A 22,195-nucleotide genomic window follows, 5' to 3' on the forward strand; every position below is an offset into this window, starting at 1 on the left:
GAGGTTTAAAGGCGAAATTATCCCATTAAAATCACGTTATCGATGACGTGGATGACACCGTTGTCAGCTTCGATATCAGCCGCGACAACAGTAGCATTCTTCACCTCAAAACCGTCTGAACAATCAATTTTAATCGGCGAACCTTCTAAGGAAGTAACAAAACCGAGTTTTGCCAAATCTGCCTTCATAAACTTGCCGGAGACGACGTGAAACATCAAAATCCTGCTCAGTTGGGGGACATTCTGCACTAGGGTTGTGATAGTTCCCGGTGGCAATTTCGCAAAAGCATCGTCAGTCGGTGCAAAGACAGTGAAAGGGCCCGGACTTTTGAGCGCATCTACTAAATTTGCTACTTGCACCGCAGTTACCAGGGTTTGGAACGAACCCGCACCTACGGCAATATCAACAATATCAGGCATTTGGTTCTACCTCGTTTGGCAAAAAAGTTCTATTAAGTATCGTAAACTGATGCGTGCAACAATACCTACTATGTTTGTTAAAAAATTGGTAATTCGTTTGTAGTGAGGACTTCAGTCGTCTCTTTTTTTGCGGACTGAAGTCCTCACTATGAACCTTTTCCAACCAGGTTCGTAGTGAGGACTTCAGTCGTCTCTTTTTTTGCGGACTGAAGTCCTCACTACGAACCTAATAATGGTTATTTTACACATAAAATTACTAAGCAATTTACTTTTTAACGGCGCAATACTTTTAAATTGCTACTAGACTGCGGTTGCTTGTGATACTAAAACCTCCGTTTCTAATTCTGCTATTTCCAAATTTAAATCCTCTCCCTTATGAATGCTAAAACTGCCATACAAAATTGAAATTTCAAAAATGTCTGTAGTAATTACAGCAGGCTTGCGGTGTTCCGGTTCGCCCAAAGAAATTCCTAAAAATTCTGCTTCAAGTTCGCCAACTTCTTCTTCATCGCGTACAGTCCACCCGATATCGCGACAGTCCTTAAATGCCAGAACATAAGGCAATCTTTCTTCTGGATTGTAGACGCATTCGATCGATAAGTAGGTAGGCGCAAATAAACCGAGCTGTGTAACAAAGTATGAAGCCTACAAAAACCTTGCGTTGGCGAAGCCTGTCCGTAGGACTTATGCTTCACTTCACTGCGTTACGCTCGCTGCGGACATAGTTATGAATTTTCGTACCGACTTACTTAGTTAATGCTGAGGTAGCCAAACGATTTGAGATTGTAGAATTAACTCTAATGATGAATCTGGTAGCTGGAACTGAACTCTCTAATTTTCGCTCTCCACGACTCCTGTGGGAAAGCAAATATCCGTTTTTGGGCGAAGTCAGTGGATTTGAGATTTGACTCCACTGCTGAATCAAAGGACGAGGAGCTTCGATAGAGACTGTTTCGCTGGAGGGGGCGCGATTCGATGCACAGCAACCCAACAATTTGAGATTTTAGATGCGCGATCGAGAATTCCCTACATAAAATCTCAAATCCCAGATTTCAAATAGAAACACCATTAACCCCACCGTGAATGCTGATAAGAAGCGTAGGTATCAAACAAAGCACCCACTAAACTAAAAGCTAGGCCAATCACCAAAAATCCCTGGAGAGGACAGCCACTGCCAAAAGTGGCTAAGAACTGCAAAATCTGGTCTTCTCCAGAACGACCGACTGCTTGCAGAGCAGGCACAAGACCGATCAACGAAAAGCTAGTCAATCCCGCGCCGATTAACAATAAGGGAGCGACAAAGCTCAGGAGGCTGGTCAGCAGTAAAGAGCGAATAAAATTAGGAAAGATGCTCATAACAGTCAGTAAATTCAGCTAAACTGCCGAAAGGTGCAAGTAAAATAAACTTGTCCTTTTCTACGATAGGCAGCGATCGCCCTCAGTGGCCAATTCTGTCAGAAATCTTAAATCTTAGAGAAGAAACTTGTTTAAGATTTGTAGATAGATTTCATTTTTGCAGTTGTTCTACAGTCAAAATCCCTTGAGCACAACTACACCATCAAGCCTCAGTTTGTGGAGTCAGCGGTTACTGGCAGCCATTTTATTGGGCGGCCAAGTCATGCTGCACTTGCTAACTCGCAAAATTAACCGTCGCAACACCCTCGACCAAATGGCAGCAGTCGGCCCGGAATCGCTGCTGATTGCTTTGCTGACTGCGGGTTTTGTCGGCATGGTATTTACGGTTCAGGTAGCCAGGGAGTTTATTAACCTCGGTGCGGGTAATGTCGTCGGTGGCGTTTTGGCTTTGTCTTTGACTCGCGAACTCGGCCCGGTGCTAACAGCCGTAATCGTGACGGGACGGGTTGGTTCGGCTTTTGCTGCGGAAATCGGCACGATGCAAGTCACAGAGCAGATAGATGCCATGCTGATGCTCAGAACAGACCCGATCGACTATTTAGTAATTCCCCGCGTTTTAGCTTGCTGCTTGATGCTGCCAATTCTGACAATCTTGTCCCTCGTCACGGGCATCGCCGGCGGGATGCTGATTGCGACGACAATGTACGGCATCTCTCAAAATGTGTTTTTAGAATCAGTCCGCCATTTCCTGAGTCTGTGGGACATTTGCAGCGCTGCTATTAAGGCTTTTGTGTTCGGTGGTTTGATTGCTGTCATCGGCACTAGCTGGGGTTTGACGACTACCGGCGGCGCCAAAGGCGTCGGCCAATCGACTACCACAGCGGTGGTGACGGCTTTGCTGGCTATTTTTATTGTTAACTTTTTCCTGACTTGGCTGATGTTTCAGGGTACTGGCTCTAGCGTGCTCAAAGGCCTTTGACATACTCCCCTGCCTGAAGGCGAGGGGATTCTAAGATCAAACAGCAATTGCAGGCATAGCCTGTCTAACATCGCCTAACTTAACGGTTGATGCCCCAACCGCACAAATATTTATTGCAGCGTTCTCGTCTCTGTCGTTTACATTCTGACAGGACGGACAACGCCATTGTCTCACTGACAAATCCAACTCTTTCAGAACGTGTCCGCAATGAGAACAAGTCTTGCTAGATGGATACCAAGTGTCGATAAAAACTACTTGTTTTCCTTTCTTTTTGGCAACCCATTCGAGAATTTGGAGAAAATTACCAAATGCAATGTCTGAGATTTTACGTCCCCAAAGTCGCTGCATTCCCTTTAAATTCAGAGTTTCAAAGCACAGCACGTCGAACTTATCAGTGAGTTCGCGAGCCAATTTCCAGAACCAATCAGAGCGACGATTTACTACGTCCTCATGGCAAGCGAACCAAATTAAGTCTTGCTCTTTCTCGATTGGCAGAGCCTTTTCGTTTTTTGGAATGCTGACGATTTGCTTTCTTGATAGCACTGAGGGACTGTTTTAGGAATTGCGGTGATTCAATCTTGGAACCGTCAGAGCAGGTGAGAAACGTCTTTAAGCCGAAATCAAAGCCAGCGGTTCTACTCGTCTCGACTTTGATTTCAGATTCTTTAACACTGTCAACGACTACAACCATAAATAACTCTCCCAAAGGAGTCCGTTTTATGGTTAACGTCTTAACTTTCCCTTCTATTTCTCTAGAATTCCAATACTGATAAACGCGATTCCCAATCTTAATTCGATTGCCGCCTAATAATTTGTAGCCGGCTTGCTTAAGGGTGAATGATTTATATCTGCGGACTTTTTTGAAACCAGGAGGTCTAACGCCTTTATTGTGATGCTTGAAAAACAGTTGGTATGCCTTCTCAATGCGTTGACAGATATCCTGCACAGCTTGAGAACCCACTTGTTGCCAGAAAGATTTACGCGATCTTTGTTTGGCGATATGACTTTGAAGTTTGCTGCAATTCAAGGGAAGAGCCCCACATCCGGTAGTACCGTTTGTGAAGTGCAATGCAATGGTTGTAGATCACCCCGGCAGCATTGATGCTTCGCTTGAGGTGTCTGTTCCGCTTGCTTTGATATAGCTTGAACTTCAATGTTTTCATGCTAACCATGATATCATGGTGGGTAGCAATCGGGTAGCCAAATGATTAAACAAAGATTAAGTATTCGGGTTGCGGTGAGTCGGCTAGAAAAGTTACGGAGAATTGCCAAGCAGAAGGAAAAAACAATGACCCAGCTTATCGAGGATTGGATTGATAAACTCAAAGAGGAAAAGCCGTCCTAAAAGGACGGGGCTTTAGACCCAGTTCTTTGGTAAGCTAGGAAATAGATAAAATATGAATAATGGGCAATATTCCTTTAACTACCCCTTGATTTAAACCCGTGACTACAACTACCTCTGGGACTGCACCCACAGATACGATCGAACTTGCACCGAGTTATGCGATTCCCCTAGTCCTGGTACTGGCCTCTGTACCGCTGCTGTTCGTCCAAAAGTGGGTGAGTTTGCCGCTTTCGCTGTTCGGCTTGTTTCTGATGTACCAAGCCGCCACTATCCGACTACAGTTTACTCCAACGGATTTGGACATTTATCGATCGTCCAACTTAATTCGCCAGTTTCCTTACCGAGAATGGCAAAATTGGCGGATATTTTGGCCCGCAGTGCCAATTTTGTTCTACTTCAAAGAAATTAACAGTATTCACTTTCTGCCGGTTCTGTTCGATCGTAAAATGCTACAGACCTGCTTAGAACAGCGCTGTCCCCGTGAAGACTAAACAAGTTGTTAATTTTAAATTTTTAACTTCTTCTGTGCCCCACGCCGAATAAATTTCCCATGAATTCAGACGAATCTCCAACCAAAGAACCGCAATCGCAACCAGCCGCTGATGGCGAACCAACTCTACCCGTGAATGAGACGGAAAACCTATTGCCATCTCAAATACAGGAATTGTCGATCGCCCAAAACGATCTCACATCGCAAATTCCTCCCGAAATAGACCCCTGGGACGAGGAAAATCCCCAAATCACCCCTGTGGTGGACGAAGCACCCGCAATCGCCCAAAGTTCGCCAGAAACTGAGGATAGCGAATCTGAAAGTGCGATCGGCCAAAGTTCCCCAGAAACAGACTCCCAGCCAACAGCAACCGCAGAAACGGTAACGCCCGTAGCAGAAAATGTTACCGAAAGTTTGGCAGATAGAGTCAAAGCATTGCAACAGCAAGAACAAGATTTGACCGCCAGAATTGCCACCTTGGAAGCTGACAAAGCTAAGGCGTTAGAAGCGTTGGGCGAGGCTCAAGCATCAATAGGGCGTTTGGTACAAGACGGCTTGATACAGCTAGATCATCGCAAACAAGCCCTGCAAATTGAAGTAGAAAAACTCGAACGCAGGCGCGATCGAATTCAAAAGGAAATGCGAACTACTTTCGCTGGAGTTTCCCAAGATTTAGCAATCAGAGTTCAAGGTTTCAAAGACTATCTAGTCGGCAGTTTGCAGGATTTAGCAGCTACCGCCGAACTCTTAGATATGACGCCGCCGGTGCAAGAAACTTCCAAGCAAATTTCTGTTGAGGAATCTCAATCCTCTTCCCCGGTAAATCCCAGATTTGCTGAACAAGGATTTCAAGAACAAGCCAAACAAATTCGCCGTACCCTAGACCAATATCGCACTCTCCCCGACTATTACGGCCCGCCTTGGCAACTCCGGCGCACTTTTGAACCCATCCACGCCGAACGAGTTTCTAACTGGTTTTTCACCCAAGGAGGAAGGGGTGCATTGCGAACTATGGGTTCGCGCTTGCAAAATATCTTGATTAGTTCGACAATTATTTCTGTACTTAGAAGCGTCTACGGCACGCGGGTGCGGACGTTGGTGCTCGCGAACAGTCCCGAACGTTTGGGTGAGTGGCGCCGGGGTTTGCAGGATTGTTTGGGGATTACTCGCACCGATTTTGGCCCGGAAGGTGGCATTATTATGTTTGAGTCTGCGGAGGCTTTGGCTCAAAAAGCCGATCGACTGGTGAGAGATGGTAAGTTGCCGTTAATTCTGATTGATGAAACTGAGGATTTAATCAGTTTGTCGATGCTGCAATTTCCGCTGTGGTTGGCCTTTGCTTCCGATCCGCAAACATTGACGACTTCTAAGGATTTTTAAAGAAGGAAGAAGGAAGAAGGAAGAAGGAAGAAGGAAGAAGGAAGAAGGAAGAAGGAAGGAGGAAGAAGGAAAGAGGAAGAAGAAGGAAGAAAAGACATCTTCTGAAATTAGTTTTAATTTCTTGCTATCCAATAACTAAAAATTAATTTAGGGAGATGTCACAGGGCTGGAGATTAAATCATTATCGTTAAGTTTGTAGTGAGGACTTTAGTCCTCAAAAGTAAGTAATGAAAGAGGGAATTTATTATGGGTGTGTGGTTAAGTTTAAATACAGTACTGTTAATGACAGCTTACTTGCTGGGTTCGATTCCAACTGGGTACGCTTTGGGTAAATGGATGCTGGGGATTGATATTCGGGAAGTAGGTTCTGGTTCGACGGGGGCGACTAATGTACTCAGGACTTTGGGAAAGGGGCCGGGGTTGGCGGTGTTGCTGGTTGATGTGCTGAAGGGCGTAAGTGCGATCGTCTTGATCCGTTACATCTACTCTCTAGATTTTACCAGCCAGCTCGCGATCGGCGCCCATTTAGAAAATACAGCAACAGTCATTCCTTGGATGGCAACTTTAGCCGGTTTATTTGCAGTTTTAGGCCACAGTAAATCAATCTGGCTGGGGTTTACCGGTGGCAAATCCGTTGCTACCAGTTTGGGAGTTTTACTCGGTTTGTACTGGCCAGCAGGTTTAGGAACTTTCGGAATTTTCGGAATAGTTTTTGCCCTATCGCGAATTGTTTCTTTAAGTTCTATTATCGGTGCAATGAGCGTTTCTGGATTGATGTTTGCTTTACATCAGCCGCTAGCTTATGTATTGTTTGGACTTGCGGGCGGCGTATTTGTAATCGTGCGGCACCGCACCAACATTCAGCGGCTTTTGAACGGTACGGAACCGAAAATAGGGCAGAAATTGGAAACAGCAGCCAGCGAGTGATAATTAGTTTGATTTATAGCACTTCCCAAAAAAGTTCGCGGACATTTTTGGGATGCGAACCCTCTTATATTTATCATAAGCTGTTGAGCATTTAAAATGGTATTGTAGGGTGCGTCAGTTTTAAGCCGTTTCCCATGTATAGTAAGTGTTGTAGCTGACGCACCCTACGTAAATAGTTAGTCGTTTAAATGCTCCACAGCATATAGCAATCCTGAATGATTCACAAAATTTTTAGGGTGGTAGTGCTCCGTGCCTACCCCTTATCTATTGAAGCTAAGTAGGTAGGCACAATCAAACCAAACTACGTAAACTTATGTAAAGTAGCAGCAGAAACGCTTTAAATATAAGCCTTTTAGCGATTTACATTTCTTAATCTAGTTGTGTTTTTTAGCGCTCACCTACTTATAGCGCTTAATAAAATCCCTAAAATTTTTCCCACATCCCTCAGATAATATTCGATCGCATCAATAGACACAATCTGTCCCTCTAACTTCAAAAATCTCCACACAGTACCCGATGTCACAGCCCCATAAATAACCGGAATCTGATTTCCCTCTTCTTCATTGAATAATTGAGCGGCTAACATCTCGGCTGCACACTGCCCGAAACCAGCCTTAATATCTTCTTTTTTAGCTTCCACAAGGGTAATCACAGGAGCACTGATAAACAAGCGTTCCGCTGACAAACTCATTAAAAAATCGCAGGTTCCATTTAATCCTTTTTCGGGAGCGACATTAAACTCGGAACCGGAAAATAAACCAATTTGATAATTTAACTGCCGCCTAACTTCCAGTAAAATTGGTGCAATAATCAGTTCGGAACGAGCTTTTTCGGTGTTGATATCTACTGCTAATGCTGCGTTTTCTTTCAAGGCAACTTTCAGGATTTCACTAGATTCTACTTCTGATATATCTGCAAATAAATCTTGATTTTCCTCGATAGTTAAGTTAAATTGCTTAACAAGTTCCTTCAGTTTGAATTCGCTGTAAGCCATTTTAAATTCTTTGTTGTTATTTACCCAATTCTTGAGAACGCAAACAAGCTGCTTTGACTGCTTCGATCGCAGCAGAGCGAAATCCGTTACTTTCTAATGTAGCAATTCCGGCGATCGTTGTACCGCCGGGACTTGTCACCCTATCTTTCAATTCTGCTGGGTGCATTCCCGTTTCTTGCAATAGCTTCGCTGTACCGAATACTGTTTGGATTGCTAATTGAGAGGCGATCGCCCGCGGCAGACCTGCACAAACACCGCCATCTGTCAATGCTTCGATAAAAATCGCAACATAACCTGGCCCGGAACCCGAAAGGCCAGTCACCGCATCCAGCATACTTTCAGGCACTTCTACCACTTCTCCCACGGCCTGAAACATCCGCTTGACTAATTCTAAATCCGTCGGTTGCACCAGTTTCCCCGGGGCGATCGCGCTCATGCCCGCCCCCACCGTTGCCGGAGTATTTGGCATCACCCGCAGCACTGCTCGCCCCGGAAACGCTGCTTCGAGCTTGCTGAGTGGCACTCCCGCCAAAATTGACACGATCGCAGCTTCTGGCTGAGAATTAGCTGTTTCTCCATTATTTGCTTGTGGGCGATCGATCGCCACGGCCAATTCCAAAGCTACTTTCTCAAAAATTTGCGGTTTAATCGCCAAAAACAGCACTTCTGTAGCGGTAGCAACTTCTAGATTGCTGGCTGTTGTGCCAATTCCGTAGGTTGCCGTCAAAAATTCGCGCCGTTGCGGTTGCGGATCGCTCACCAATATTTCTGAGGGACAATAAACTTTTTGTGCTATCAAGCGGGATAAGAGAGCTTCTCCCATTACTCCGCCGCCGATCGTACCAAATTTTATCATAGTTATTAGTTATTAGTTATTAGTTATTGGTTATTTGTTATTGGTTATTGGTTATTGGTTATTTGTTATTTGTTAACAGTGCGTTGTTTGTAGGGTGCGTCGCTTTCGACTATCTAAAACTTCCATTTCTCATCTAGTAGCGACGCACCTTACTATACTGGTTTTTTGAATGAATTTCTGTCAACTGTCAACTGTCAACTGTCAACTGTCAACTGTCAACTGTCAACTGTCAACTGTCAACTGTCAACTGTCAACTGTCAACTGTCAACTGTCAACTGTCAACTTTCGGAGTCAACTGTCAACTGTCAACTGTCAACTTTCGGAGTCAACTGTCAACTGTCAACTGTCAACTAACTACGCACCTTACTATACTGGTTTTTTGAATGAATTTCTGTCAACAACTTTCGCAGTCAACTGTCAACAGCCAACAGCTTTCGGAATCAACTGTCAACTGTCAACTGTCAACTGTCAACTGACTACTGAGCCATTTGAGCTTGTTCGGCCGGCCAGACTGTCGGTGCCGGAGCAGCCGCAGCAGGGCGCGGGCGGCCTTGGGCTGGGGGCACTTCGTGAACCACACCAGACTGAGTTCTTACTTGCACGCAGCTAGGCGTAAACAAGAAAATGCTTTCGCCAATGCGCTCTTGATGACCGTCAAGGGCATAAGTACCGCCCGCCACAAAGTCCACAGCTCTTTGCGCTTGATCTGGATCCATCACCGTTAGGTTCAAAACAACAGATTTGCGTTCTTTAAGAGCTCGAATTGCTGCCGGCATCTCTTCAAAAGTGCGCGGCTCCATTACTACTACTTCCGAAATCCCGTTCATAGATCCAGGCATTCCAATCACATTATTCATTACTGATCCTACTCCCCCGGTTGGTGCAACAACATCCGTACCTGTCGATCCTACTACTGACCGCTCCCGCATTCTGCGATTTTGGCGGCGTTCTTCTTCTGCTGCGGCGATCGCAGCAGCAGAAGCGGCAGCGTTTGGTTCAGGTGGTTGGTAGGCGTTCGCAAAGCGTTCGCTTTCGGTTTCGTCGTACTCGTAATCGTATTCAGGCTCATTGTTGAAGCCTACAAAATCTCGTAGCTTAGAAAAAATGTTCACCATTGAAGCTCCTTTACGACTGTGCTGCCCCGACTATACTCGCGTTGCGGGTTAGCCGCGGGTCGTTAACTACTCTATATTTAACCTAAGTTGTGCTTATCAGAAGATTTGAACAATTTATCCCCTCCTAGAGCCAAATAAGGTTTGTCCTAGCCGTACCATAGTAGCACCTGCTTGAATTGCCAAATGATAATCTCCCGACATCCCCATGGAGAGCTGCTGCATTGAAATCCGGGGCAAATTTTGCTGCTGGATTTTATCAGCAAGTTCGCGGGTGCTCTTAAATAATTCTAAGATTTGCGAGTCATCTAATCCCAGCGGAGGTATTGTCATCAAACCTTGAATTTTGATATGCTCACATTTATTGAGTTCATAGAGGTCGGCAAGCAGTTCTGGGATGCTCCACCCGTATTTGTCGGTGTCTGGCAATATTTTGACTTGCAGGCAGACTTGCGGGGAGCAGGACATTTCGCCAGCTATGCGCGAAATCCTCTGAGCCAGTTTTAAGCTGTTGAGAGAGTGAATCCACTGGAAATTCTCTAGGGCTTTTGCTGCTTTGTTGGCTTGCAAGTGACCGATCAAGTGCCAGTTGATATCCGGCAAATCTTGTAATTGGCTTTGTTTTTCGGCAGTCTCTTGAACTTTGCTCTCGCCAAAATCTCGGATTCCCGCGTCGTAAGCTTCGCGGATAGCATCAGCCGGTACCTGTTTGGTAACGGCAATTAACCGCACTGATTCTGGCAACTGTTGGCGAATGCTGTTAATTCGAGAGGCAATGGTCATGGTACTCAACGCTCTTGACAGGAGGGCAGGACAATTAAGACGATATAGCCTTTCTCAAAAATATGAGGGACTCATGGGCATAGGGTATAGGGCATAGGGCATAGGGCATAGGGCATAGGGCATAGGGCATACCTTACTTTTCTGAGAAGCGCTATATCAATTACCAATTACCGATTACCAATTTTGGCTATTGAAAGGTGCGTTGGTGAATGGCCTGCAATTGGTCGTACTCTTGATATTGACCGCTGCGACGGAGGGTTCGCAGGCGAATTTCGACCATGAGGCGAGCGTCCGATCGACTGATAGGATCGAATCTGAGGCCACCAGGGCCGTTGGTTACTAAGAAAAATAGGCGCTGGGCGTATAGGGTGGTAAATAATTCTTGGCTGTCTTCAACCTGGGATACCCTGAAGAGGAGGCCAAAGTTTGGATGATTCAGGTAGGTTTCGGTAGTCATTCACTCTCACAATCGATCGACATTAGATTAAAGATTTAGATTTTAGATTTTAGTTTCGCTCGATCGCGGGGTGCAAAGGGCGATCGCGGTAGCCATGCTATAGTCTCCATCGTGACTGAGGCTCAACTGCCACTGGCAATTTCCCCAAACAGAGGCTTGTGCTGCGGCGGTTCCGTGCAGTTGCACGTTAGGAGCGCCGTTTTCGGAGCGCCGAATTTCGACATCTGGATACCGTATTCCGCGCCATCCTGTGCCTAGAGCTTTGACAACAGCTTCCTTTGCTGCCCACCGCCCCGCTAGTTGATTGCAGGAAACTCGGTTCATTTTACCTTTAATGCTGCTGTCTTGAGAATTTAGTTGTCCGCAGTCTCTTTGTTCTGCCGGGGTGTAAACTTTTTCTAGGAAGCGATCGCCAAATCGATCTAATACAGATTGAATGCGCGGAACATATACGATATCTGTCCCAAGATAGATGTTCAAGGTCTTGGATCTCTAAATATTTGCATCCATTACTTTAGCAGGACGATCGCGTGGAAGTATCTCGTACCATTTGAGATTTGAGATTTGAGGTTGAAGAGTTGAAGAATTGGGGATGACTGACTGGATAGGCGCTTTGTAGGACTAAGTAAGCTGTGGAGCATTTAAACCACTAACTATTTACGTAGGGTGCGTCAGCTACAACACTGACCGTACATGGGAAACGCCTTAAAATTGACGCACCCTACAATACCATTTTAAATGCTCAACAGCTTACACCTGCATTATTGTTGGAAACTGTCAACTGTCAACTGTCAACTGTCAACTGTCAACTGTTAACTAACTGTCCCAACCCCAAACCAAGCGGGCGCTCCAGAGGAGGATCAAGCAGCCGAGGGCGATCCAGTCTCGGATTTTGAAGTGCAACTGGTGCCATTCTACACGGTGTCGATCGGGACTGGTAAAGCCGCGAACTTTCATCGCACTAGCTATTTGTTCGGCTCGCAACAGCAAGTTTTCTAACAGCCTCTCGGCAATCGTCAACCAAACTTGAGCGGCGCGGCGAAATCCAAGTTTTTTCCAGTTTATCGCTCTAGTGCTGACCGATCGCACTAAATTTTGTATTTCTTCCAATACTAGGGGAATAAACCGCAAAGATAAGGTTAATGTTAGGGCAATTTCGGTCACAGGCCAGCGCAAGCGGCGCAACGGCTGCATTAAGTTTTCGATGGCGGCGGTAATTTCTTCGCTGGCTGTGGTGAGCAGGTAGAGGTTGGTGCTGTAAATTACTGTAAAGAATAGAGTGCTGACGTTGATAGCTAAATCTAAGGATTTGCGGGTGATTTTAACAGGGCCTTGTTTGAATAAAACGTAACTGTAGTTTGTGGGTTGGGGGAGTTTATTTTGGGTTTGAACTTTAGGAGTTTGGGTTGGAGAGTTTGAGCCTAAATTAAAAGGTTTGTACCAGGGTTTGGGATCCTGAGCGGGTGGAAGGGTTGCGGGTTGTTGGGAAAAGGTTAATTCGTCGGCGGGGATGCGGGGCCGATGTTCTGATGGAAGTGCGTCAGGGGCGATCGCGCTGAGGCAAAATACTAAAAGGCAGAATAGCAGCAGCAGTCCCATTTGCTGTTTCCAGACACGGAAGGGAATGGCTGCGCTTAGTGTCAGTACGATTAACATTACTACTAGCATCAACCGCCAAACGGGATTGGCGAGTATGGGCGCAATTAGAAATGTCATCAACCAGGCTAGTTTGACGCGGGAGTCTAGCCGGTGCAGCCAGGTTACGGGTTGTTCTAGATAAAGTCCAATAGGGAGCGAGCGAAGTAAATCCATGTTGTCGGTTTGAGATTTTTAATAATATTAATAGACTTATTGCATTCATTTCCAAATTATCTGGAAATTATCTGCGTTTGTCTGTGTTTATCTGCCTTATATCTGCGGTTTTTGTATCAAACTGATTGACCGCAATAAGGTTCGTAGTGTGGACTTTAGTCCGCAGCATTTTGCGGACTAAAGTCCACACTACGAACGGTTTTTGTTATGGTAATCGACGGGACGTGATGATACAAGAGATCTAATTTATTGAACCGCGAAGACGCTTTAGGCGAAGCCGCGCGTCAGCGCTAGGACGCGAAGGAAGAGAAAGAAGAAAGAGAAAGAAGGAAGGAAGAGAAAATAAAAAAACGCAATTTACTTAGATCGTTAAACTGCGTTTTTTCTTTAATCTCAAGTCTGGAATTACTTCACGCGCAGTGCTCTGTTTGTGGTGCTGACTTCGCTGGCGCGAACTTTTTTGCCTCTCCACAGCAGCCGCATTGGTGTACCAGTAAAGCCTAGGTGTTTGCGGAATTGGCTTTCCATGTAGCGGCGGTAGTTTTCGGTGAAGCGTTTGGGATCGTTGACGAATAGCGCGATTGTTGGCGGTTGCGATCGCACTTGGGTACCGTAATAGATTTTGCCTTGTTTTCCTTGGCGGGTAACTGGTGCTGAGTGCCAGGTTGTGGCTTCTTCTATGACTTCGTTGATGACGGCGGTAGCGACGCGGCGTTTGTGTTCGTCGGAGGCTTTGTCTACTAATTCAATGACTTTTTCAACTCGCTGTCCGCTCATGGCGCTGACAAAGATCATTTCTGCCCAGTCGAGGAAATACAGTTTAGTTCTTGCTGTTTTTTCGTACTCGTAGATGGTGTCGTTGTCCTTTTCTATGGCATCCCATTTGTTGATGACGATGATGCAGGCTCGACCTTCTTGGCTGATGCGATCGGCTAATTTTTGATCTTGGTCGGTAACGCCGTCAATTGCATCTATTACTAGCAGTATGACATCTGCCCGACGGATGGCTTTAAACGCGCGGTTGATTCCGAAAAATTCGGCGCCGTATTCGACGTTTTTCTTTTTACGAATTCCGGCTGTGTCGATCAGGCGGTAGGTTTGCCCGTTGCGTTCTACTATGGTGTCAATTGCGTCGCGGGTTGTGCCGGAAATTGGGCTGACTATGGCGCGATTTTCTCCGAGAAATGCGTTTAGCAAACTGGATTTTCCGACGTTGGGACGGCCGATAATTGCTACTTTGATTTCATCTACTTCTGGCTCTACTTCTGTGGGAAGGTAAGTCATTAATTGGTCTAGCAATTCGCCGGTACCGTTACCGTGAATCCCGGAAATGGGGTAAGGTTCTCCCAGTCCCAATGTCCAAAAGTCTGCTGCTTGGGTAAGTCCGGTATTTTCCGATTCGCACTTGTTGACGGCGAGAATGACGGGGACTTTTTGCACTCGCAGCCAAGAGGCGATGGATTCGTCGCCGCCGGTGAGTCCGGTTTTTCCGTCTACTACAAAAATGGCTGCACTGGCTTCTGCGAGGGCCGCCATTGCTTGTTCGCGGATTAATGGCAGAAATTCGGTCTCGTCATCGAATACTAGCCCGCCGGTGTCTACGACTTGATATTCGCGATCGCCCCAGTATGCTGGCCTGTACGTGCGATCGCGCGTAATTCCCGGTTCGTCGTGGACGATCGCGTCTTGGCTGTTGGCTAAACGGTTGACGATCGTCGATTTGCCTACATTGGGGCGTCCAATAATAGCAACTATAGGTAGAGGCATAAAAGTAGCAGCAATTAGGCTGCGCCGTAATTTTGAGCTTTAATCTTTAATTATAAGGGAATGTGACTGAAATGGAAAGACTTATTTCTGTGTTGGGGCTAGGAGTTTTTGTCGGTTTGTGCTACGCCTTTTCAGTCGATCGACGGGCTGTTAAGTGGCCTCCCGTACTGTGGGGAATTGCTTTGCAGCTAATTTTTGCAATTTTGATTCTCAAAACTGCTCCGGGTTTGGTGGCATTTAAATTTTGGGGAGATTTAGTCACTCAATTTCTGAATTTTTCTGATGCTGGGGCAAAGTTTGTATTTGGTGATAAATTTACCGATCACTTGATCGCTTTTAAAGTCCTGCCCACTATTATCTTTTTCTCTTCATTTATCACCCTACTTTATCACTACGGTATTTTGCAGCGGGTGGTGCAGGCAGTCGCTTGGGGCATGATTAAAACCATGAAAACTTCCGGTGCAGAAACTCTTTCCTGTGCTGCTAATATTTTTGTGGGACAAACAGAAGCACCACTGTTAATTAAACCCTATGTAGCGACGATGACTCTCTCGGAACTGCACGCTGTAATGACCGGGGGTTTTGCGACAATTGCTGGCGGAGTCATGGCGGCTTACATTTCTTTTGGAGTGTCCGCTCAACATTTAATTGCTGCGTCGGTGATGTCGGCACCCGCTGCTTTGGCTATTTCTAAATTGCTGTACCCGGAAACAGAAAAATCCCTGACTGCTGGTGAGGTAAAAATTGAGGTGGAACAGGTTTATGCTAATGCCGTGGATGCGGCGGCTTCTGGTGCAAGCGATGGCTTGCAATTAGCGGCTAATGTCGGGGCAATGCTGATAGCTTTTTTGGGTTTGTTGGCATTTTTTAATGCGCTTTTGGGTTGGTTTGGAGGGCTGATTAGTTTGCCTCAGTTGTCACTGGAATGGATTCTTTCTTATTTCATGGCTCCGGTGGCTTGGCTGATGGGCGTGCCTTGGGCGGATTGTGGAAAAATAGGAGTTATTTTGGGGAAGAAGACGATTTTAAATGAGTTTATTGCTTATTTGGATTTGATGGAATTGGTGAAGCAACAGGCGATTTCGGAACGATCTGTAATTATTGCGACTTATGCTTTGTGTGGCTTTTCTAATATTGGTTCCATCGGGATTCAAATTGGGGGGATTGGTGCGATGGCGCCATCGCGCAAGGGTGATTTGGCTCGGTTGGGCGTGAGGGCGATGATTGCTGGTTCTGTCGCCTGTTTCATGACTGCTTGTATTGCTGGAATGCTCATTTAAAAGTTTTGAGTTTTGTAAGGTGCGCTACAAGCACCCAACTCTCTACTCTCAAGGTTATTAAATAAAAGTTAAAATTTGACAATTAAAGTATGTTTGACAGTTGACAGTTGACAGTTGACAGTTGACAGTTTAAGAGCGACCTCTACCTAGAAAGAAGAAGATTGGAGTAATGAATAGTCGGATAGTAATTTCTTCCGCTCGGGGTTGGGGCTTTCAACCAATTCTTTATGGTAAATGTTTAATAAAATATAACGAAAAACATCTAATTTTAGCGATCGGCTATTATGGAAAACAAGCAGGAATTTAGTCTGTAACAACAGTATATGGAAAGTGGCAACTAAATTCTCTTCTAAGCGAAATTAATAGGTGATGTAATATGGCTGTTCTGCAACTAGAAGACGGTAGGACATATACCGATATCGGGGCGATCGCCAGCCAACTGGCTGTTTTAAATATTGAGCTCGATCGCCTGTCAAATCAGGAAAATCCTGCGGTTAAACAAATTCTACTGCAAGACATTCTCAATGTCACAGAAAAACAGCAGATTCTCGCAGCATTTAAAACCGAGTTTGAATACTTCAAGCGCGCCAACGGATGTCAGTGGTGCGACTTAAAAGTGCTGCATCCCGGTTCGCCACAGATTTATCCGCTGATGACTCAAAGCGATCGCACTCACACCCATGCAGATGCCGAAGTTCTGCACGTTTTAGCTGGAGAATGTGTTTTTGGGTTTGTGTATGCTAACGGCTCTCAAGTACAATTAATGTTGCAAGCTGAAGAATATATTAAAGTGCCTCCTAATACAGAACATTGGTTTTATCTGACTCCGTTGTTGTATTTGAAAGCTGTACAGTATTACACCAGTGCTCAAGGGTGGGTTCCTCAGTATACAAATAGGAAGTTGAAAATTAAAAACTAGGTCGAAGATAAAACGTATATGAAAGCTAATTTTTAGGTATTAGGTATGTTGTTGCGCTTCAGCGCTCATTCATCTAGACAAGAGTGCAAAGATCGCAACTACGTACCTTTAGATGTTGTTGTGCTTTTTGTGCTATTTCATAAGTCTAAAGAGCGCTGAAGCGCAACTACGTACCTTTAGAATATTGTTGCGATTTTTTCGCTATTTTATAAATATTAAGAGCGCTGAAGCGCAACTACTTACCTTTAGATGTTGTTGTGTTCTTTGCGCTATTTCATAAGTCTAAAGAGCGCTGAAGCGCAACTACGTACCTTTGGATGTTTTTGGGATCTTTTCGCTATTTCATAGAGAAATTTCAATTTCTTCGCATCGCTGCAACAGCGCTTCTATTTCCTGGGCGAGAAGAATTACTTCCGGCCACGAAGAACCGTTGATTAAGTCTTGGGCGTGTGCTAATTTGTTTCTCAATGCTTCTGCTGACTTCAAAAAACGCTCCCCGTAACGTTTGGATTTGAGCCCCAGTCGATCGACTATTTCGGCATTCGTCAGGATTAAATCTCGCTTGTCGCAGAATTGCAGGTAATCGATTAAGTCAATTGCCTCATTTCGCGATCGCCCCAATTCCCACAGGTGTTTTGCTGCTACAATACGATCGCCCTTCAGCAACTTTTGCCACGAATCTTGGGGAAAGTAGATCCGCACAATCCGCAATAAGTTCATTTCCAGCAGCGTCACCAACCCAAACAGCAGCATCCGCACCGGCGCTTTTTGCAAATCGCCGCAGGTGACAATCCCGTTGATGCGGTTGCTTTCCAAGACAAACAATCTCGGTTTTTCTCGCAACAGCGGTAGCAATTCCATCAACGGAGTTGAGGCGGCGATTAGTTGCGACGGGTGGAAAATTTGCTGGTAATCGCTACACTTACCTGTCATTAAGTGCGATCGTTCTATATAGCCGCAAACCGTCCCGTTTTCCTCGATCCCGAGCACGTCAAAATCGCGCGTTTCCATCCACGATCGCAATTTAGCAGCATCTTCGCCCGCCGGCACAGATTTTAGCGGTTCCGCAAGATATTTAACGGTGATGCTGTCTTTGAATAAATCCCGCAAATCGGCGGAACTTGATTTTAAATGTTTCATTTTAATCTGCACAAAAACTTATAATTGTCGATCGCATCTTCGATCGGGTGATTTCCTTCTTGTCCGGGATTAGCTTCTGCAAACCATTGATGCCATATACTTTTAGCCTCCTCTTTGAATAGCTTAGCAATTGTTTCCCAATCAGCACTAGCCTCTAGGTTACTTAAAAAGTGAATCGCTGCGGTAGCAACTTCAGTCTTTTGCCAGCCTTTTTTCTCGTCAAATAATTCTAGATCTTGTTTGTCAAAAGATTTTTTCAACAGCATTGCAAATTTGAGATCCGAGGTTTCGAGTTGTTTGCACGCTCTACCAATATTGTAGAAATTTTGAGCAATTAGTCTGGTAAATCCTAAATAAATTGAACCTTTTAGTGACATCAAAAACATCGTCAATGCTTTTTTAAATAAGCCATCAATGAGCAAAAGTTTTTCACCTCTGGCTATGTTCACTTCTGCGAGAATTGCTTCCTGATAGCTAAACACATCCGTAGGCTTAATTTCAGCTTTAATGATGTTTTCTGTCAGATCTGCTAGATTTTGCGATCGATCGCCATCTCCTAACCTACAGTACACGCGACTTGCATTTGCGAGCAAGTGAGCTGCTTTAAGTCTCAAACCAATTTTTGAGGAACAGTATGCTGCCATCAAAAAATTTTCAGCAGCCCTGCCTAGCTTTTCGACACTTTCTAATTCCGAGCAGAAATCTAATCTCGCCGATAAGGTAAAAATTTCTGATGCACACAAATATACATCAAAATCAAAACGTCCTGGATAACTGCCGTACTTTAAATTTCCTTCTTTGATGTGATTTTTTAGTTCATCCAAGCAATCATTTATATTATAGCTAGATGGCGGAAATTGCCATTGTTTTCCATGTATAAAATGGCTATCTCCTGACAAAAATCTGTGCAACATTTCTTCAAGCCTGTACATGATGACCACAGGTTTATATTCGGATATTTGCCTGTTTCCATTCAAGGAATATCTAACTTCTGACAAAAATTCTGCTGCCTCCGTCATGTTGATTTGAATGTGAGCTGAGCGGGCTAAAATTAAATTAGCCATACACCATTGGCGATCTAAATCGCTTTCATAAAAATCTTTAAAAATAGGATAAGCTTTCAAAGATTTTTTTTGAATTTCCTGAATTTGGTCGCTCGCCGCCTTTAAGTAACTTCTCACAGACTGATCGTTCAAACGGCGATCAATCTGAAAGACATAACCGCTCGTTAACTTTTGACAGTAAGTTAAATTATTTTCAATGTTTGCTATTGCTTCGCACACTTCGTAATAACTTTTACAAAGCTCATCATCGACCAGATTTTCAGACAGCCAACTCCGAACCGCCAAAACAAGTGATTGCAGAATGCTGGTAATCGTATCTAGATCGATCCATACTCCCTGATAACATTTTTCACCTCGATCGTTTGTGCCTTCATCCTTCAATGTAGCTGAGGCTTTGACCAATCTAGTTGTAACTTCTCTTCTACCTAATGACCGCGAAGCAAGATCTACAAGTTTAAGACTCGATCTATATCCCATTCCCCTAGCAACAGCAGCGAGCATATTGTCATAATACGTCCCAGACGAGCTATATTGCCAGCATACATTTTGATTTGTTTTACCAAAATTGCAGGTGACAGATACTTCGATGGCTGTATCAGAAATTTCGGGATATAAATCATCTCTCAAACATCTTTCTGCTTGGATTCCTGCATTTTTTAACAATTGCTTGATACCTGGATCGTCCGTGTCTTCTTCCAAAGAAAATGTCAGGGTTTTAAATTGGCATTCTGTTACCCTAATTTTTCTTAAGAATTTATTCATTTTGTCGGCTGTCTGCTCGTTCTCTAATATGCACAAAAATAGCTCAAAAAGTTCTAGTTTATTAAATTCTGATTTGCCTAAGGCTATGAGTTTAGTTATGGCTTCTTGAAGAGCCTGTAGCATTTTTTTACTCGGTTTTTTATGGTGAATGCGATCGTTCCACCACTGCTTGACAATCGTGTCTATATTTTTTAAAGATCCGTAACCATCAATTACTGGTTGTTCGTCAGCAATTGAAACACGATCGTACCGGGCTACGATTTCATCTTCAATAGCTTCGGTGATTTTAATAAAGTCAGTGAATTCTGTAAATGGCAAATTAGAAAGTCGAGAAGCAATTCGCTGTAATTGCTGGTGCCTGCTGGGTTCTACTTCTAAAATCATATTTGTGGAACTCGGTAAAAAACCCGCAGCTTTGAGCAAGCTATTGGCCCCAGTTTCCCGCAATTGTTCGCGGTTAGATTTGGCTTCATCTGAAATATTTTTATGCTCAATTTGTTCTGGCGCAGTCAGAAAATCCCACAGACGCATCAGGTGAGACCTGCGAATTGGCAATTTATGGCTGGAGTTATTCATAAATGATACTAGCGGCTGGCGGCTGATGCCAAGACCTTCTGCTAGTTCTACATTTGTAACGTCTAGCTCGCTTTTATATCGATTAAATTCTTGACGCAATTGTTGCCAATAGCGATTTTCTTCCTGTTCATATTTTTCTAGGCTGGGATGTGAGCCGGTCATATTAGACCTCTTCCAAAAAAAATTTATGTTTTAATTAAAGATTTAGCATTTTCTATGCTGCTTTTAGCAAAAAGTCCTGAAAATCAGCTATAATCTGCAATCTGCTCCACTTAAGCCAAACCTACAATCATAGCATAAAATTATTTTGCAATAAATCTATTACCTATAATCTGTTGTGTGATGAATATTATCAAGACTATTGAAGTGAGTGAAGCACAAACAAAATGCTGTGGAGTAGGGGCTCTAACCCCCCTGTTCGCCTTGATTCCAAGTTTCTGAGGTCTGATGGATGCTACCCGAAAATTGATTGTACTTCATTTATACACACGTGGCTGACAGTTTCAGGCTGTTTGTTGTCCTTTGGATCCTAAATGGACGCAGGGATCAGTGGACTGTTCCCGCTTCACCAGTAGCGTTCGTCCTGTTTGTTGTCCTTTAGATCCTTGATGGACGCAGGAATCAGTGGACTGTTCCTGCTTTACCAGTAGCGTTCGTCTATAAAATAGACACTATGTGTAGTGATCGCACTTTCTGAATCCCCTCCTCGACCCGGATCCAAACACAGCTTAAATTTCTGTGAACTTTTACTGAAAAAGCTTCAATACAAAATATCGCAGGCGGTCGCATCCCGTTTATGGGGCTGTTTTTGAGTCAAGGACAAGTTTTGTTGTCTAAATTATAGACATGTAAAGATTTAATACAGGTGTTGACATTTACTATAGAGAGGTACGAGAATATAAAAAACCACCTACATCTGGTCTAAACCAAAACAAAGGTGGCATTAAGATTAAATTAACTTATTAAATTAACTTACCTGCCATGCTACAACTCAAATCACCAGATTTAGTGGCAAGAGCCTTCAATCTTGGATCGCAACTGCTGAAAAGGATTGCTAGTGGGCAAACCAAAGTTGTTGAAAAACCCCAAGAGCTAAGAATAGAAGAACTTGCTGAAAAATACCCTAAGCAATGGGTAACTGTAGAAATTACCAAAAGAGATGGATATGGTTTTCCTCTTAATGGGAAGGTTTTGTTGTACGCAAACTCCATCGATTTAATGGTAGACAAAATTAAAGATTTCAAAGGCGATTTATATACCTTCTACACTGGTAGTATTGATAACGATACTGAGTGAGGTCAACTCAGAGTTAAAATACTACCCAAATCGGCGATGGCTGTAATTTTAGTAGAAAAAGAGTTTATCGGAGATCCAACTTTCGATAAACTTAAGTTATGGGTAATACCTGTGACCATAAACGCTAAAGAAAGAAATCATACATTTAACTTACTTCTAGATACGGGAGCGCAGCAAACTGTAATCATCCCTGCGGTAAAAAAAATTATGGGTCTAGAAGTAGATTCAGAGTCTGTAAAAGCAAGTGGTGTAACGGGTAAAGCTGAATACTCCACGGCAACAGTTAACCTAGAAATAGGTGCAATACAGTTCCTCAATCTAAATATTTTAGTAGGTAGTTTACCGGGTATGTTTAGCAAGTATCAAATTGCTGGTATATTAGGAGCAGACGTACTTCAGTTGATTGTCCTGAAGATTGACTATCCAAAAAAGCACCTGAAGATCAAACGTGCTTTTGTCTACTCTTAAGTTTTAGGATTGC

At 44.1% G+C, this 22,195-nt stretch carries 25 protein-coding genes; 10 read left to right on the forward strand and 15 right to left on the reverse strand.

Translation table 11 applies throughout. The features are described from left to right. Positions 1-17: 17 nt before the first annotated feature. The 3 genes from cupS to QZ918_RS17705 all read right to left on the reverse strand — a co-directional run bounded on the left by cupS (position 18) and on the right by QZ918_RS17705 (position 1,775). Positions 18-419, reverse strand: a complete 402-nt coding sequence (gene cupS / locus QZ918_RS17695; RefSeq protein ID WP_194011615.1) for a CO2 hydration-associated protein CupS — start codon at positions 417-419, stop codon at positions 18-20. A gap of 300 nt (positions 420-719) precedes the next feature. Then, a complete protein-coding gene (locus QZ918_RS17700; protein WP_293148805.1) occupies positions 720-983 on the reverse strand; it encodes a hypothetical protein in 264 nt (87 codons plus the stop codon). Positions 984-1,487: 504 nt separating this feature from the next. Continuing rightward, positions 1,488-1,775 carry a hypothetical protein gene (locus QZ918_RS17705; RefSeq protein ID WP_293148807.1) on the reverse strand — a complete coding sequence of 96 codons (288 nt, stop codon included), beginning with the start codon at positions 1,773-1,775 and terminating at the stop codon, positions 1,488-1,490. 184 nt (positions 1,776-1,959) lie between these two features. Between QZ918_RS17705 and QZ918_RS17710 the strand changes: the two genes are divergently transcribed. Further along, positions 1,960-2,754: an MlaE family lipid ABC transporter permease subunit gene (locus QZ918_RS17710; protein WP_293148809.1), complete on the forward strand. Its 795-nt coding sequence runs from the start codon at positions 1,960-1,962 to the stop codon at positions 2,752-2,754. A 36-nt stretch (positions 2,755-2,790) separates the two neighbouring features. Here the strand turns inward: QZ918_RS17710 and QZ918_RS17715 are convergent, their stop codons facing one another. Then, complete coding sequence (locus QZ918_RS17715; protein WP_293337202.1) at positions 2,791-3,165, reverse strand: RNA-guided endonuclease InsQ/TnpB family protein; 375 nt, start codon at positions 3,163-3,165, stop codon at positions 2,791-2,793. A gap of 37 nt (positions 3,166-3,202) precedes the next feature. After that, the gene (locus tag QZ918_RS17720; RefSeq protein WP_293337204.1) at positions 3,203-3,781 is read right to left on the reverse strand and encodes an RNA-guided endonuclease InsQ/TnpB family protein; all 579 of its coding nucleotides are present in this window, start codon (positions 3,779-3,781) and stop codon (positions 3,203-3,205) included. 416 nt (positions 3,782-4,197) lie between these two features. On the opposite strand from QZ918_RS17720, the gene QZ918_RS17725 reads away from it, so the two are divergent. The 3 genes from QZ918_RS17725 to plsY all read left to right on the forward strand — a co-directional run bounded on the left by QZ918_RS17725 (position 4,198) and on the right by plsY (position 6,896). After that, positions 4,198-4,590: a DUF3119 family protein gene (locus QZ918_RS17725; protein ID WP_293337205.1), complete on the forward strand. Its 393-nt coding sequence runs from the start codon at positions 4,198-4,200 to the stop codon at positions 4,588-4,590. A gap of 59 nt (positions 4,591-4,649) precedes the next feature. Continuing rightward, positions 4,650-5,969 (forward strand): DUF3086 domain-containing protein, encoded by a 1,320-nt coding sequence (locus QZ918_RS17730; RefSeq protein ID WP_293337206.1) that lies wholly within the window; start codon positions 4,650-4,652, stop codon positions 5,967-5,969. A 246-nt stretch (positions 5,970-6,215) separates the two neighbouring features. Then, positions 6,216-6,896 carry a glycerol-3-phosphate 1-O-acyltransferase PlsY gene (plsY, locus tag QZ918_RS17735; protein WP_293337207.1) on the forward strand — a complete coding sequence of 227 codons (681 nt, stop codon included), beginning with the start codon at positions 6,216-6,218 and terminating at the stop codon, positions 6,894-6,896. Positions 6,897-7,290: 394 nt separating this feature from the next. Here the strand turns inward: plsY and QZ918_RS17740 are convergent, their stop codons facing one another. Then, on the reverse strand, positions 7,291-7,890 hold the full coding sequence (locus QZ918_RS17740) for a hypothetical protein (protein WP_293337208.1): 600 nt from the start codon (positions 7,888-7,890) through the stop codon (positions 7,291-7,293). Positions 7,891-7,906: 16 nt separating this feature from the next. Continuing rightward, positions 7,907-8,752, reverse strand: coding sequence for a pyrroline-5-carboxylate reductase (gene proC, locus QZ918_RS17745; protein ID WP_293337272.1), 846 nt, complete (start codon positions 8,750-8,752; stop codon positions 7,907-7,909). Between the two features lie 159 nt (positions 8,753-8,911). Between proC and QZ918_RS17750 the strand changes: the two genes are divergently transcribed. Then, positions 8,912-9,100 (forward strand): hypothetical protein, encoded by a 189-nt coding sequence (locus QZ918_RS17750; protein WP_293337210.1) that lies wholly within the window; start codon positions 8,912-8,914, stop codon positions 9,098-9,100. A 122-nt stretch (positions 9,101-9,222) separates the two neighbouring features. Here QZ918_RS17750 and QZ918_RS17755 read toward each other — a convergent pair whose 3' ends face one another. From QZ918_RS17755 to der, 6 genes are all read right to left on the reverse strand, one after another. Further along, entirely contained in the window at positions 9,223-9,861 is a 639-nt protein-coding gene (locus QZ918_RS17755) for a cell division protein SepF (RefSeq protein ID WP_293337212.1), read from the reverse strand. Between the two features lie 114 nt (positions 9,862-9,975). Then, the gene (locus QZ918_RS17760) at positions 9,976-10,641 is read right to left on the reverse strand and encodes a YggS family pyridoxal phosphate-dependent enzyme (protein WP_293337214.1); all 666 of its coding nucleotides are present in this window, start codon (positions 10,639-10,641) and stop codon (positions 9,976-9,978) included. Between the two features lie 187 nt (positions 10,642-10,828). Next, positions 10,829-11,098 carry a transcriptional coactivator PipX gene (pipX, locus tag QZ918_RS17765; protein ID WP_293148828.1) on the reverse strand — a complete coding sequence of 90 codons (270 nt, stop codon included), beginning with the start codon at positions 11,096-11,098 and terminating at the stop codon, positions 10,829-10,831. 42 nt (positions 11,099-11,140) lie between these two features. After that, positions 11,141-11,578, reverse strand: a complete 438-nt coding sequence (acpS, locus tag QZ918_RS17770) for a holo-ACP synthase (protein ID WP_293337216.1) — start codon at positions 11,576-11,578, stop codon at positions 11,141-11,143. Between the two features lie 336 nt (positions 11,579-11,914). Then, positions 11,915-12,910: an energy-coupling factor transporter transmembrane component T family protein gene (locus QZ918_RS17775; protein WP_293337218.1), complete on the reverse strand. Its 996-nt coding sequence runs from the start codon at positions 12,908-12,910 to the stop codon at positions 11,915-11,917. Between the two features lie 405 nt (positions 12,911-13,315). Further along, positions 13,316-14,677 carry a ribosome biogenesis GTPase Der gene (gene der, locus QZ918_RS17780; protein ID WP_293185585.1) on the reverse strand — a complete coding sequence of 454 codons (1,362 nt, stop codon included), beginning with the start codon at positions 14,675-14,677 and terminating at the stop codon, positions 13,316-13,318. A 71-nt stretch (positions 14,678-14,748) separates the two neighbouring features. Between der and QZ918_RS17785 the strand changes: the two genes are divergently transcribed. The 3 genes from QZ918_RS17785 to QZ918_RS17795 all read left to right on the forward strand — a co-directional run bounded on the left by QZ918_RS17785 (position 14,749) and on the right by QZ918_RS17795 (position 16,876). After that, on the forward strand, positions 14,749-15,957 hold the full coding sequence (locus QZ918_RS17785) for a NupC/NupG family nucleoside CNT transporter (protein WP_293337220.1): 1,209 nt from the start codon (positions 14,749-14,751) through the stop codon (positions 15,955-15,957). Between the two features lie 169 nt (positions 15,958-16,126). After that, on the forward strand, positions 16,127-16,264 hold the full coding sequence (locus QZ918_RS17790; protein WP_293148837.1) for a hypothetical protein: 138 nt from the start codon (positions 16,127-16,129) through the stop codon (positions 16,262-16,264). Positions 16,265-16,333: 69 nt separating this feature from the next. Beyond that, positions 16,334-16,876 carry an acireductone dioxygenase gene (locus QZ918_RS17795; RefSeq protein ID WP_293337222.1) on the forward strand — a complete coding sequence of 181 codons (543 nt, stop codon included), beginning with the start codon at positions 16,334-16,336 and terminating at the stop codon, positions 16,874-16,876. Positions 16,877-17,218: 342 nt separating this feature from the next. Here the strand turns inward: QZ918_RS17795 and QZ918_RS17800 are convergent, their stop codons facing one another. Both QZ918_RS17800 and QZ918_RS17805 read right to left on the reverse strand, forming a co-directional pair. Beyond that, positions 17,219-18,016: a CBS domain-containing protein gene (locus QZ918_RS17800; RefSeq protein ID WP_293337224.1), complete on the reverse strand. Its 798-nt coding sequence runs from the start codon at positions 18,014-18,016 to the stop codon at positions 17,219-17,221. After that, entirely contained in the window at positions 18,013-20,580 is a 2,568-nt protein-coding gene (locus QZ918_RS17805) for a hypothetical protein (protein ID WP_293337226.1), read from the reverse strand. Before QZ918_RS17805 ends, QZ918_RS17800 begins: the two co-directional genes overlap by 4 nt. Before the next feature lie 819 nt (positions 20,581-21,399). On the opposite strand from QZ918_RS17805, the gene QZ918_RS17810 reads away from it, so the two are divergent. Then, the gene (locus QZ918_RS17810) at positions 21,400-21,714 is read left to right on the forward strand and encodes a hypothetical protein (RefSeq protein ID WP_293337228.1); all 315 of its coding nucleotides are present in this window, start codon (positions 21,400-21,402) and stop codon (positions 21,712-21,714) included. 36 nt (positions 21,715-21,750) lie between these two features. Next, on the forward strand, positions 21,751-22,182 hold the full coding sequence (locus tag QZ918_RS17815; RefSeq protein WP_293337230.1) for a retropepsin-like aspartic protease: 432 nt from the start codon (positions 21,751-21,753) through the stop codon (positions 22,180-22,182). Positions 22,183-22,195 lie beyond the last annotated feature (13 nt).

Origin of the sequence: Microcoleus sp. CAWBG58 (genome assembly GCF_020883045.1) — a bacterium.
Classification (GTDB): Bacteria; Cyanobacteriota; Cyanobacteriia; order Cyanobacteriales; family Microcoleaceae; genus Microcoleus.

Coding starts and splice junctions, on each gene's coding strand:
- cupS (WP_194011615.1), bottom strand. CDS start 419: ATGCCTGATATTGTTGATATTGCCGTAGGTGCGGGTTCGTTCCAAACC.
- QZ918_RS17705 (WP_293148807.1), bottom strand. CDS start 1,775: ATGAGCATCTTTCCTAATTTTATTCGCTCTTTACTGCTGACCAGCCTC.
- QZ918_RS17730 (WP_293337206.1), top strand. CDS start 4,650: ATGAATTCAGACGAATCTCCAACCAAAGAACCGCAATCGCAACCAGCC.
- plsY (WP_293337207.1), top strand. CDS start 6,216: ATGGGTGTGTGGTTAAGTTTAAATACAGTACTGTTAATGACAGCTTAC.
- QZ918_RS17740 (WP_293337208.1), bottom strand. CDS start 7,890: ATGGCTTACAGCGAATTCAAACTGAAGGAACTTGTTAAGCAATTTAAC.
- QZ918_RS17755 (WP_293337212.1), bottom strand. CDS start 9,861: ATGGTGAACATTTTTTCTAAGCTACGAGATTTTGTAGGCTTCAACAAT.
- QZ918_RS17760 (WP_293337214.1), bottom strand. CDS start 10,641: ATGACCATTGCCTCTCGAATTAACAGCATTCGCCAACAGTTGCCAGAA.
- pipX (WP_293148828.1), bottom strand. CDS start 11,098: ATGACTACCGAAACCTACCTGAATCATCCAAACTTTGGCCTCCTCTTC.
- QZ918_RS17775 (WP_293337218.1), bottom strand. CDS start 12,910: ATGGATTTACTTCGCTCGCTCCCTATTGGACTTTATCTAGAACAACCC.
- der (WP_293185585.1), bottom strand. CDS start 14,677: ATGCCTCTACCTATAGTTGCTATTATTGGACGCCCCAATGTAGGCAAA.
- QZ918_RS17785 (WP_293337220.1), top strand. CDS start 14,749: ATGGAAAGACTTATTTCTGTGTTGGGGCTAGGAGTTTTTGTCGGTTTG.
- QZ918_RS17790 (WP_293148837.1), top strand. CDS start 16,127: ATGAATAGTCGGATAGTAATTTCTTCCGCTCGGGGTTGGGGCTTTCAA.
- QZ918_RS17795 (WP_293337222.1), top strand. CDS start 16,334: ATGGCTGTTCTGCAACTAGAAGACGGTAGGACATATACCGATATCGGG.
- QZ918_RS17800 (WP_293337224.1), bottom strand. CDS start 18,016: ATGAAACATTTAAAATCAAGTTCCGCCGATTTGCGGGATTTATTCAAA.
- QZ918_RS17805 (WP_293337226.1), bottom strand. CDS start 20,580: ATGACCGGCTCACATCCCAGCCTAGAAAAATATGAACAGGAAGAAAAT.
- QZ918_RS17810 (WP_293337228.1), top strand. CDS start 21,400: ATGCTACAACTCAAATCACCAGATTTAGTGGCAAGAGCCTTCAATCTT.
- QZ918_RS17815 (WP_293337230.1), top strand. CDS start 21,751: ATGGCTGTAATTTTAGTAGAAAAAGAGTTTATCGGAGATCCAACTTTC.